Genomic DNA, 11,184 nt, shown 5'->3' with positions numbered 1-11,184 from the left:
GCAGTGGGGGGCGCTAGCGCGCTACGGAACCCTCGGTGTAGTCGTCGTTCGTCTTGATCCACGAGAAGAGCTTGCGGAGCTCGCGGCCCGTGCTCTCGATCGGGTGGTCCTCGCCCTTCTTGCGCAGCTCGGTGAACTCGGGCGCTCCGGCGTCCTGGTCGTCGATGAAGCGCTTGGCGAAGGCACCGTTCTGGATGTCCGCGAGGACGGCCTTCATGTTCTCCTTCACCTCGGGGGTGATGACGCGGGGGCCGGAGACGTAGTCGCCGTACTCGGCCGTGTCGGAGACGCTCCAGCGCTGCTTGGCGATGCCACCCTCGACCATGAGGTCGACGATGAGCTTGAGCTCGTGCAGGACCTCGAAGTACGCGACCTCGGGCTTGTAGCCTGCCTCCGTCAGCGTCTCGAAGCCGTACTGGATCAGCTGCGAGGCCCCGCCGCACAGGACGGCCTGCTCACCGAAGAGGTCCGTCTCGGTCTCCTCGGTGAAGGTGGTCTCGATGACGCCGGCGCGGGTGCCGCCGATCGCCTTCGCGTAGGACAGCGCGAGGTCGCGTGCCTTGCCCGATGCGTCCTGCTCGACGGCGATCAGGTCGGGGACACCGCGTCCGGCCTCGAACTCGCGGCGGACGATGTGCCCGGGTCCCTTGGGAGCCACGAGGGCGACGTCGACGTCGGACGGCGGCTGGATGTAGCCGTAGCGGATGTTGAAGCCGTGGCCGAAGAACAGGGCGTCACCGGCCTGCAGGTTCGGTGCGATGTCCTCCTTGTACACGTGCCGCTGTACCTGGTCGGGCGTGAGCACCATGATGAGGTCGGCTTCGGCGGTAGCCTCGGCGACCGAGAGGACCCGGAGCCCCTCGGCTTCGGCCTTGGCGCGCGACGCGGATCCTTCCTTCAGGCCGACGCGCACGTCGACGCCGGAATCGCGCAGGCTCAGCGCGTGGGCGTGGCCCTGGCTGCCGTAGCCGATGACGGCCACGGTGCGGCCCTGGATGATCGAAAGGTCTGCATCGTCGTCATAGAACAACTCGGTCACGGGTGTTTCTCCTCTTGTGGGTGGTGCTGGGAAGGTCTGGAAGGGGTGCCGTCAGGCGCTGCGCAGGGCGCGATCGCTCATCGACTTGGCGCCACGGCTGATCGCGAGCGTGCCGGACTGCACGATCTCGCGGACGCCGAACGGCTCGAGGACGGACAGGAGCGCCGAGAGCTTCTCCGGCGTTCCCGTCGCCTCGATGATGAGCGAGTCGATCGCCACGTCGACGACCGACGCACGGAACAGGTCCGCGGCCTGGGTCACCTGCAGGCGCGTCGCCGCGTCTGCCCGGACCTTGATCAGGACGTGGTCGCGCTGCACCGACTGCTCGGTCGTCAGTTCGACGATCTTGATGACGTTGATGAGCTTGTTCAGCTGCTTGGTGACCTGCTCGAGGAGATCCCCCTCGGCTTCCACCACAACGGTGATGCGGGACATGCCCGCGACCTCGGTCGGTCCGACCGCAAGTGAGTTGATGTTGAACGCACGCCGCGCGAACAGGCTCGCGACGCGGGTGAGGACGCCGGGCACGTCCTCGACGAGCACGGAAAGGGTGTGTCGTGCCATGATCAGTCCTCCTGTTCCCATGTCGGGGTCATGTTGCGGGCAATCTGGATGAGGTCGTTGCTGACGCCCGAGGGCACCATCGGCCAGACCATGGAGTCGCGGCTGACCACGAAGTCGATGACGACGGGGCGGTCGTTGATCGCCAGCGCCTGCTCGATGGTCGCGTCGATGTCCTCGTCCCGCTCGCAGCGCAGGCCCACGCAGCCGTAGGCGTCGGCGAGCTTCACGAAGTCCGGGACGCGCACGGTGTCGTGGCCCGTGTTGAGGTCCGTGTTCGAGTAGCGGCCCTCGTAGAAGAGGGTCTGCCACTGCCGCACCATCCCCAGAGAGGAGTTGTTGATGACCGCGACCTTGATGGGGATGTTGTTGATGACGCACGTGGCCAGTTCCTGGTTGGTCATCTGGAAGCAGCCGTCGCCGTCGATCGCCCAGACCACGCGGTCCGGGTCGCCCACCTTGGCTCCCATCGCGGCCGGCACGGAGTAACCCATGGTGCCGAGGCCGCCGGAGTTGAGCCAGGCGTGCGGGCGCTCGTACTGGATGAACTGCGCCGCCCACATCTGGTGCTGTCCCACGCCCGAGACGAAGACGCCCTCGGGACCGGTCAGCTCACCGATGCGCTTGATGACCTGCTGCGGTGCCGACAGGCCGTCGTCGGGCTGCGTGAAGCCGACCGGGTAGGTCTCGCGCAGGTGGTTGAGGGTCTTCCACCAGGCGGAGAGGTCCGGCCGTTCCTGCGTCTCGAACGAGTCTCGGACGGCGGCGGTCAGCTCGGGGATGATCTCCTTGACGGACCCGACGATGGGCACGTCCGCGGCGCGGTTCTTGGAGATCTCGGCGGGATCGATGTCCGCGTGGATGACCTTCGCGTTCGGGGCGAAGCTGGAGAGGACTCCCGTGACGCGGTCGTCGAACCGCGCGCCGAGGGTGATCAGGAGGTCTGCCTGCTGCAGCGCCGTGACGGCGGAGACGGAACCGTGCATGCCGGGCATTCCCACGTGCTGGTCGTGGGAGTCGGGGAAGACTCCGCGGGCCATGAGGGTGGTGACGACGGGGGCGCCGACGAGCTCGGCCAGCTCCTTCAGCTCCACGGAGGCATGGGCCTTGACGACGCCGCCGCCCACGTAGAAGACGGGGCGCTGCGCGTTGTTGATGAGGCGGGCTGCCTCGCGGACCTGCTTTGAGTGGCCGCGCACCACGGGCCGGTAGCCCGGGATGTCCACCTTGGGCGGCCAGGAGAATGTCATGCTGGACTGCTGGGCGTCCTTGGCGATGTCGACCAGCACGGGCCCGGGACGCCCCGTGGTCGCGATGTGGAAGGCCTCGGCGAGGACGCGGGGGATGTCCTGCGCCTTCGTCACCAGGTAGGAGTGCTTGGTGATGGGCATCGTGATGCCGACGATGTCGGCTTCCTGGAACGCGTCCGAGCCGATGAAGGCACTGGAGACCTGGCCCGTGATGGCCACCATGGGCACCGAGTCCATGTGGGCGTCGGCGATGGCCGTCACGAGGTTGGTGGCGCCCGGACCCGAGGTGACGATGCAGACACCGGGCCTGCCGGTCACCATGGCGTAGCCCTGCGCCGCATGGCCCGCGCCCTGCTCGTGCCGCACGAGGACGTGCCGGAGCTTGGTGGACGCCAGAAGGGGGTCGTACGTCGGAAGGATCGCTCCCCCGGGAAGACCGAAGACGTCGTCGACGCCGAGTTCCTCGAGGGACCGGACGATCGCCGCGGAACCGAGCATCTCGGTGGGGCCCACGACATTGTTGGGGCCACGGACGGCGCTCGCCGGGACGACGGGGGCTGTCTCACGCGCGGGTGCTGCGGGAGGTGCTGGCCTTGCTGCCAGCAGCGCTGGGCTGATGGGCGATCCCTTGGACATCTTCGGCTTCCTTTGGAACGTTTGCTGCACTGCTGCAGCTATGACTGCGGATTGACTTCCGCGCGCTTCTTCTGTGCCAACAAGGTGTGTCAACAAAAAAACCCCTCAGCCTTGTCGGGCTCTGCGAGGGGTTGCGCGTGACTGTAGTCGTCTACCGGACGGGCTTCAGGCCACGCGCTGGGTAAGGACGACGACTACTGGTTCGGGCTGCATACCTGTAGTTTCCACGCCCCCGCGAAAGAGTGTCAACCGCACCCCTGCTTGTCTCACATCGTGGACGCGGGCGTCCAGTGAGTGGACCACCACCCCTGGTGTCGGCACTGCCCGGAACGGGAGGACATCCCGTCCCGGGCAGCGACGGCGACGTCCCTAGCCCGTGACCGCACCCTTGGAGGCGGAGTGCACGAGCTTTGCGTATTTCGCCAGCACGCCCTTCGTGTAGCGGGCCGGGAGCGGCTCCCATCCCACCTTGCGCTGCTCGAGTTCCGCCTCGTCGACGAGGAGGTCGAAGCTCTTCGCCGCGATGTCGACGCGGATGCGGTCGCCGTTGTGCACGAAGGCGATGGGGCCGCCGTCGACGGCTTCCGGCGCCACGTGGCCGATACACAGACCCGTGGTGCCTCCGGAGAAGCGGCCGTCCGTGAGCAGGAGGACGTCCTTGCCCAGACCGGCTCCCTTGATGGCGCCGGTGATGGCGAGCATCTCGCGCATGCCGGGGCCGCCCTTGGGTCCCTCGTAGCGGATGACGACGACGTCACCGGCCTGGATCTCGCCGGCATCGAGCGCATCGAGGGCGCCCTGCTCACGCTCGAACACGCGGGCGGTGCCCTCGAAGACGTCGGCGTCGAAGCCGGCGCTCTTCACCACGGCGCCCTCGGGGGCCAGGGAGCCGTGCAGGATGGTGATGCCACCGGTCTTGTGCAGCGGGTTGTCGAGCGCGCGGAGGATCTTGCCGTCGAGGTCCGGCGGGTCGATCTCCGCGAGGTTCTCGGCGAGGGTCTTGCCGGTCACCGTCAGGCAGTCGCCGTGCAGCAGGCCGGCGTCGAGCAGCGCCTTCATGATGACCGGCACGCCGCCCACCTTGTCGACGTCGAACATGACGTAGCGGCCGAAGGGCTTGAGGTCGCCGAGGTGCGGGATCCGGTCGCCGATGCGCGTGAAGTCGTCGAGCGTCAGGTCGACCTCGGCCTCACGGGCGATCGCCAGCAGGTGGAGGACGGCGTTGGTCGAGCCGCCGAAGGCCATGGTGACCGCGATGGCATTCTCGAACGCCTTCTTCGTCATGATGTCGCGGGCCGTGATGCCGAGGCGCAGCAGGTTCACGACCGCCTCGCCGGACTTCCGCGCGTACATGTCGCGGCGGCGGTCGGCCGAGGGCGGAGCTGCCGAGCCGGGCAGGGACATCCCGAGGGCCTCGCCGATGCAGGCCATCGTGTTCGCGGTGTACATACCGCCGCAGGCACCCTCACCGGGGCAGACGGCGCGTTCGATGCTGTCGAGGTCCTTGTGGCTCATCTTGCCGGCAGCGCAGGCGCCGACGGCCTCGAAGGCGTCGATGAGGGTGACTTCCTTCTCGGTGCCGTCCTCGAGCTTCGCGAATCCCGGCATGATCGTTCCTGCGTACAGGAACACCGAGGCGAGGTCGAGGCGGGCCGCCGCCATGAGCATGCCCGGAAGGGACTTGTCGCAGCCGGCGAGGAGCACGGAACCGTCGATGCGTTCGGCCTGCATCACCGTCTCCACCGAGTCCGCGATGACCTCACGGGAGACGAGCGAGAAGTGCATGCCCTCGTGGCCCATCGAGATGCCGTCGGAGACGGAGATGGTGCCGAACTGCATGGGGAACCCTCCCCCGTCACGCACACCCTCCTTCGCTCCCTGGGCGAGGCGGTTGAGGGACAGGTTGCAGGGAGTGATCTCGTTCCAGGAGCTCGCGACGCCGACCTGCGGCTTCGCGAAGTCCTCGTCACCCATACCCACGGCTCGCAACATCCCGCGGGACGGTGCCGCATGGATGCCGTCGGTGACGACGCGGCTTCTTGGCTTGATGTCTGGCTTTGTTTCCACGGTCATGTTAGAAGTCTAGGCCCGTGTAACAGGCGGGTTTCGCCATGTGACCCGCCTGTTACAGCTGCCTCTGCGCCGGATGGAAGGGCCGCGCCTCTCCGCCCGGGTCCTCGTGCGGCGGCTCCCCGCTCCGGTACAGTGTGGATTTCGCGGGCGAATCTTCCGGCCCGCCGGCCGCGCGCACCGCGAACAATCCCTCCGGGGACCAGTCCGACAGCCTCCTACCGCAACGGCATGATATGACTCCCGATGATCCCTCCGGAACCGGCCGACCGCTCCCTGGCGGGCAGGGACTGAAGAACGCCCTCCGCCGCGTGTTCGACGGGCAGATCCCGAACTACGGCGACTACAACCTCGTCTTCGCAGCGCCGTACGCCCGCGGCTCCGAGGGCCCAACCTATCCGATCGGCTACGTGGTGGGTTACCGCTGGAAGCCCGCCGAGCTGATGATCGCGCCGGTGGACCTCGCGGCCATCAGGGGCGCGGGCGTTCCCGTCGAGATCAACATGACCAATCTCGCGCACGCCCTGCAGTGGGTCGAGGACGGCAGCTACGAGGTGGGCACGAGCACCGGCCGGGTCTTCCGCTTCGGCGTCAGCGCGGACCCGGTCCTCGACGTCGGTCCCGGCACCCCGATGAGGCTGACCCAGGACGACGACCTCGTCGACTTCGACTCCTTCATGGATGCCTTCATCGCCATGGCCTGAGCCCGGGCCGCGCCCATTCCCAGCGTCCGCGTCCGGGCCGCCTAGCTGTACTGGGCCGGGACGTTGGTGACAGGTAGGGCTTGAAAATGAGGAGGACCTCCGGGCTTAGTGGAGCTGTCTAGTTCCCGCACCCTCCCGGAGGTCCTCGTGTCCAACGTTATCCCTCGTTTGAGCCCGTTTGGTCGATCAATCATCATTGAACGCGTTTTAGCAGGCCGGCCCGTCGCGCACGTGGCCAAGGAACTCGGCGTGTCCCGGCAGACCGCCTACCGGTGGGTGCGCCGCTACCGGGCCGAAGGAATCGACGGGCTGCAGGACCGCTCCAGCCGCCCGAGGACCTTCCCGACCAGGACCAGCCGTGAGACCGAGCACGTGGTTCTTGCCGCCCGCACGCAGTTACGGGCCGGACCGTTACGCATCGCGGCCGCCACCGGGGTACCGGCCCGGACGGTCTCCCGGATCCTGTCCCGGCACCAGGTTCCCCGGCTTGCCTGGTGCGACCCGGTCACCGGGCAGCTGATCCGCGCCTCGAGGGCGACCAAGGCCCGGTACGAACGAGCCCGCCCGGGCGAGCTCGTGCACCTGGATGTGAAGAAACTCGGCCGGATCCCCGACGGCGGCGGCTGGCGTGCCCACGGCCGCTCCGAAGAGGTTCGGGGTTACGGCATCGGTTACGACTACGTCCACGCGGCTATTGATGACCACTCCCGGCTCGCGTACGCCGAAGTCCATCCCGACGAACGCTCCGACACCGCCGCAGGGTTCCTGCTGCGCGCCCGGGACTTCTTCGCCACGAACGGGATTCCCCGCATCGAACGGATCATCACCGACAACGCCCTGGCCTACCGGCGCGGACACGCGTTCAAAGCAGCCGTAACAGCCATCGGCGCCGAGCAGCGTTTCATCAAACCCCACTGCCCCTGGACCAACGGGAAAGTCGAGCGCTTCAACCGGACCCTGCAAACCGAATGGGCCTACCGCCGGCCCTACACCTCGAACACAGCCCGCACCGAAGCCCTTGACCGGTTCCTCACCCACTACAACACTGAACGCATCCACACAGGCATCGGAACCACACCCATCAACCGACTGTCACCCACCTCATGACCCAGTACACCTAGCCCCAGGGTCCGCGCCGCACGAGGTTGGCGGGCTCCTGTCCGCGGCCGAGCAGTTCGACCTGGCGTTTCAGCAGCGCGAGGATCCGGGGCGGGAAGGCACCGGTGTTGCCCCCGACGTGCGGCGTGATGATGACGCCGGGAGCGTTCCACAGCGGGTGGCCCTCGGGCAGCGGTTCGGGGTCGACGACGTCGAGCGCCGCCTTCAGGCGGCCTGCCACGACTTCGCGGGTGAGGGCCTCGGTGTCCACCACGGCCCCCCGGGCGACGTTGACGACGAGCGCGCCGTCGGGCAGGGCCGCGAGCACGTCCTTCCCGATGAGTCCGCGCGTGGCGTCGGTGAGCGGGGTAATCACCACGACGACGTCGTGGTGCGGGGCGAGGTCCACCAGTTCGTCGCTGCCGTGGACGTGACCGAGGGCGTCGTCGCGTGCGGCGCTGCCGACGCGCGTGACCTGCGCCTCGAAGGTGTCCAGGCGCCTGCGGATCTCCTCGCCGATGCCGCCGACACCCACGAGGAGGACGCGGCGGTCCGCGAGCCCGGGATAGCGGGCGCTGTGCCACCGGCCTTCGGCCTGCTGGCGGACGGCGTCGTCGATCCCGCGCAGCGAGGCCAGGGCGAGCCCGACGGCGAGTTCGGCGGTGGCCGCTGCATGCACTCCCGCAGCCGTCGCGATGGCCACCTCGGGTCCCACGAGGTCCGGGACGCCGTCGTATCCCGTGGACTGCGTCTGGACGAGCCTGAGGTTCCGCGCGGCGTCGAGCGCCCCGTCGAGGTGGGCGCGGCCCGTGTACGGCAGCACCGCAGCATCGAGGTCGGCGGGGTCGAGCCCCTCCGGTGCCCCCTGGAAGTCCCAGAGCACGACGTCGACGGCCGGGGACACTCCGGCCAGCGCATCCCGCAGCTCGGCGGTGGGGACGCTCAGGGTACGGACGGTCGGGGCATCGGAGCTGGGTGCAGGAATCGTCATGGCGCCAGCCTAGTGCGGGGATACGGCGGAATCGGCCTCGCCGGGCGGTGCGGACGAGATGCGGACGAGATGCGGACGAGATGCGGACGAGGTGCGGAAAAGGGGTCCCGAGCGGAGGTCGGGGAGCCGGTTTCATGTTTCGGGCGAAGTGCTGGTAGAGTTTCATGCTGTTGCGGATGAGCCAACCGGGTGAAATCGGGAGGCAAAACGGCACGCACCTCTAGCTCAATTGGCAGAGCAATTGACTCTTAATCAATGGGTTCCGGGTTCAAGTCCCGGGGGGTGCACAACAGAACCCCGTGTTCCAGGTCTCGCCGCCTGGGACGCGGGGTTTTGTCTTGCCCTGATACCGGCTTCCTCCACGTCGAGGTCCTCCACGTGCAGTCGAAGTTCTCCTCGCCCGGGGATCGTGCCTGCCCACGTTCCCCTGACGCCTCGACCCGGAGCCCACCCGGTGGGAGAATCACCCCCACGTAGGAGGCCCTCGTGGATCTGGACAGCTGGGTGGCGTGTGCGGATACCGGGCGTGGACGTCAGCGCGCCGCGGCGCTCGCCGTCGGCGCCGTGATGACGTTCCTGCTGGGCGCATGCACCTATGAGACGTCGCCTGTGGAGCAGCCGACCCCCACCTCGTCCTCAGAACCCGGGTTCTCCGCTTCGAAGCCCGAGGCGTGGGGCCCCGGTTCCCCGTACTACACGAACAACGGCATCCCGTATGTGGGAGAGAGCACATGGCCCTCGCCTGTTCGGGTCGCATCGTTCACGGAGGCGAAGACGGGTGTCGTGTATGTCGATGCGGACTCGTCGAAGATCGTCTGGGAGAGCTGGGAGCACGACACGAAGGAGATCGGCCGGCAGCCCTGGCGAAACGCGGGCGCAACCCCGGTGGGCCGGATGTGGGGTGAGTTCCGCGACATCGTGGGAAACCCGGAGTCCGACGTCGTCTCCTGGGTCGAGACGACGGACGGGCAGCGCGGGGATATCGTCGTGGTGCAACCGAGTACCGGGCGGGTGCTCGCCCGCACGCCCATCGAGGCGTCGCCGGAGCAACCCGTGGTTTTCGCCTCGGTGGACGACCATGCGGTCCACTATGCGACTGGCACCGACCCGGGCGGTAGTGGGGCGAACGAGAACATCTGGGTGTGGCAGTGGGCGTCCGGCGAGGATCCGCACCTCGGCCGGCGCGGCGTCGCGGTGCTGGATGTCAGCGGAGATACCTGGGCGGTGGCTGGAGGGAGCCGCATCAGCTTCGAGCGCACTGACGGATCCGTTCTGTCATCGGTCGACGCCTCGTACGGGGACCGCACATACTTCGGTGGTGGGTTGAGCCCGGGCGGCCGGTTCTGGTTCGCGCCGGCGTACGGCTTGGTGGTCGAGACTTCGACCGGCAAAGAGGTCCGGCTCGAGCATGGTTTCGACGGACGTTACGGCTGGACGGGCCCGGAGGAACTGACGATGATCGGCCCCGGCCTGTCGGTCTGCTCGGCGATCACCGGGAATTGCGACGATCCGATCGACGCTCCCTACACCTACTCCGCGTTCGGCCTGCCATTGAATTGATGTGGCAGATGGAGCAGCGTCACCGCGGCACCCCTCGTAGCTGTGTCAGGGCTCCCGGTAGCCGGCCGGGGCATCATGATGTATCGGTCCCCGCCACTGCAGTGATGTCCACCCCGGAACGTCGCCATGCCGCGGCCGGACAGTCAAGGCCCCACCCCAGCCCTCCGGTGCATTGCACCGGCTTTCCGGATTCCTGCACGATGGCTGGTATCCCACTTCCGGAGGACCACCATGTTCAGGAACGCGGCGGATGAACCGCCCATCATCGACTTCCACCCGTGGCCGCGCCCGGTCCCGGCACACTACCTCTCGGTCCTGCAGGCCGGCGTCCTGCTCGGCCTCGTGACGATCCTGCTGCTGACGGTGCTCCCCTCCCTCTCGTTCCTCCACCTCCTCGTCAGCGCGCTGGTCCTCGTGTCGCTCCTGCGGCGCACCCGGAAGCGGCACCCCGGGCGCGAGGACGCGAAGGACTGACCGGTCCCCGGCGCCTTCCGGCTGCCGGGCCTACGATGGACGGGTGAACGAGATCCTGTCCTTCGCAGGGAACTACTGGTGGCTGGTCTTCCCGCTGTCGGGGGTGTTCGCGGTGTGGGGACGGCAGTGGTCGGAGGCGGGCGAACGGCGCCACCAGCGCAGGATGGAGCTCTACCGCCTCAAGCACCCCGGCGTCCTCCACGGCGCGCACTCCGCCGAACAGGTCCCGCAGCAGGCACCCCGGCTGGAACGGGATGTCCTGCACGTCGAGCGCATGCACGACGAGGTCGACAGGAAGTGGCTGTCGTATGAGCTCGACGCGGCGAAGCTGATCGATTACCCCACGATGACCGACGTGCGGGAGCCGCTCACCGTCGCTTTCCTCAGGGCCAAGCGCGAAGCGGATTCGCTGCGGCCGGAGGAACCCTCGGGGGTGTCCGCGGAAGACCTCGCCGCCTACCGGTCCGCCGTCACGTCGTACGACGTCGCCTTCCAGGTGGCGGAGACCGAGGCGCGGCGCGTCAGGGCGAGCGGGTTCAGCGCGGAGGAACGGCAACGGCTCTCGACCGCCCGCAAGCTCGTCACGGTGGCCGTGGACGACGCGGCGACGGCAGCGGAACGCCAGACGGCCTACCGCCGGGCCCGCCGGGAGCTGGACGGCCTGATCGTCCTGCCGGATGCCACCATCACCTCGCTGGAGGAGAAGGTCGCCGGGGCGATCGGCCCGCGTTCCGAGCCCTCCCCGTCCTGATGCGGCGGTTCCCTTCCCTGCGCGCCGCGGCTGAACAATAATCGCTTACA

At 68.1% G+C, this 11,184-nt stretch carries 10 protein-coding genes and 1 tRNA gene; 6 read left to right on the top strand and 5 right to left on the bottom strand.

Going from position 1 to position 11,184, the window contains the following annotated elements:
• Positions 1 to 13 precede the first annotated feature (13 nt).
• The 4 genes from ilvC to ilvD all read right to left on the bottom strand — a co-directional run bounded on the left by ilvC (position 14) and on the right by ilvD (position 5,559).
• A complete protein-coding gene (gene ilvC / locus P5G52_RS10180) occupies positions 14 to 1,039 on the bottom strand; it encodes a ketol-acid reductoisomerase (RefSeq protein WP_301227042.1) in 1,026 nt (341 codons plus the stop codon).
• A gap of 51 nt (positions 1,040 to 1,090) precedes the next feature.
• Entirely contained in the window at positions 1,091 to 1,603 is a 513-nt protein-coding gene (gene ilvN / locus P5G52_RS10175; RefSeq protein ID WP_087076134.1) for an acetolactate synthase small subunit, read from the bottom strand.
• 2 nt (positions 1,604 to 1,605) lie between these two features.
• Positions 1,606 to 3,486, bottom strand: a complete 1,881-nt coding sequence (locus P5G52_RS10170) for an acetolactate synthase large subunit (RefSeq protein WP_301227039.1) — start codon at positions 3,484 to 3,486, stop codon at positions 1,606 to 1,608.
• Between the two features lie 369 nt (positions 3,487 to 3,855).
• Positions 3,856 to 5,559 carry a dihydroxy-acid dehydratase gene (gene ilvD / locus P5G52_RS10165; protein ID WP_301227037.1) on the bottom strand — a complete coding sequence of 568 codons (1,704 nt, stop codon included), beginning with the start codon at positions 5,557 to 5,559 and terminating at the stop codon, positions 3,856 to 3,858.
• Positions 5,560 to 5,792: 233 nt separating this feature from the next.
• Between ilvD and P5G52_RS10160 the strand changes: the two genes are divergently transcribed.
• Together P5G52_RS10160 and P5G52_RS10155 are read left to right on the top strand one after the other, a co-directional pair.
• A complete protein-coding gene (locus P5G52_RS10160) occupies positions 5,793 to 6,260 on the top strand; it encodes a hypothetical protein (protein ID WP_301227035.1) in 468 nt (155 codons plus the stop codon).
• Between the two features lie 147 nt (positions 6,261 to 6,407).
• Positions 6,408 to 7,367, top strand: coding sequence for an IS481 family transposase (locus P5G52_RS10155; RefSeq protein WP_301226372.1), 960 nt, complete (start codon positions 6,408 to 6,410; stop codon positions 7,365 to 7,367).
• Between the two features lie 10 nt (positions 7,368 to 7,377).
• On the opposite strand, the gene P5G52_RS10150 is transcribed toward P5G52_RS10155, so the two are convergent.
• Entirely contained in the window at positions 7,378 to 8,349 is a 972-nt protein-coding gene (locus P5G52_RS10150; protein WP_301227033.1) for a 2-hydroxyacid dehydrogenase, read from the bottom strand.
• A 214-nt stretch (positions 8,350 to 8,563) separates the two neighbouring features.
• Between P5G52_RS10150 and P5G52_RS10145 the strand changes: the two genes are divergently transcribed.
• The 4 genes from P5G52_RS10145 to P5G52_RS10130 all read left to right on the top strand — a co-directional run bounded on the left by P5G52_RS10145 (position 8,564) and on the right by P5G52_RS10130 (position 11,134).
• A tRNA-Lys gene (locus tag P5G52_RS10145) sits at positions 8,564 to 8,636 on the top strand.
• A 199-nt stretch (positions 8,637 to 8,835) separates the two neighbouring features.
• Positions 8,836 to 9,909, top strand: coding sequence for a hypothetical protein (locus tag P5G52_RS10140; protein WP_301227031.1), 1,074 nt, complete (start codon positions 8,836 to 8,838; stop codon positions 9,907 to 9,909).
• Between the two features lie 231 nt (positions 9,910 to 10,140).
• Positions 10,141 to 10,383: a hypothetical protein gene (locus tag P5G52_RS10135; RefSeq protein WP_301227029.1), complete on the top strand. Its 243-nt coding sequence runs from the start codon at positions 10,141 to 10,143 to the stop codon at positions 10,381 to 10,383.
• A 43-nt stretch (positions 10,384 to 10,426) separates the two neighbouring features.
• The gene (locus P5G52_RS10130) at positions 10,427 to 11,134 is read left to right on the top strand and encodes a hypothetical protein (protein WP_301227027.1); all 708 of its coding nucleotides are present in this window, start codon (positions 10,427 to 10,429) and stop codon (positions 11,132 to 11,134) included.
• Positions 11,135 to 11,184 lie beyond the last annotated feature (50 nt).

The sequence above is a fragment of the Arthrobacter burdickii genome (genome assembly GCF_030433645.1).
Taxonomy (GTDB): domain Bacteria; phylum Actinomycetota; class Actinomycetes; order Actinomycetales; family Micrococcaceae; genus Arthrobacter_D; species Arthrobacter_D burdickii.
Note: the sequence above shows the minus strand (reverse complement) of the source record. Positions and strands in the feature narration are given on the sequence as shown.

What these genes read in the sequence shown, in the direction of transcription:
- ilvN (WP_087076134.1), bottom strand. Translation starts at nt 1,603, where the DNA reads ATGGCACGACACACCCTTTCCGTGCTCGTCGAGGACGTGCCCGGCGTC.
- P5G52_RS10170 (WP_301227039.1), bottom strand. Translation starts at nt 3,486, where the DNA reads ATGTCCAAGGGATCGCCCATCAGCCCAGCGCTGCTGGCAGCAAGGCCA.
- ilvD (WP_301227037.1), bottom strand. Translation starts at nt 5,559, where the DNA reads ATGACCGTGGAAACAAAGCCAGACATCAAGCCAAGAAGCCGCGTCGTC.
- P5G52_RS10160 (WP_301227035.1), top strand. Translation starts at nt 5,793, where the DNA reads ATGACTCCCGATGATCCCTCCGGAACCGGCCGACCGCTCCCTGGCGGG.
- P5G52_RS10150 (WP_301227033.1), bottom strand. Translation starts at nt 8,349, where the DNA reads ATGACGATTCCTGCACCCAGCTCCGATGCCCCGACCGTCCGTACCCTG.
- P5G52_RS10135 (WP_301227029.1), top strand. Translation starts at nt 10,141, where the DNA reads ATGTTCAGGAACGCGGCGGATGAACCGCCCATCATCGACTTCCACCCG.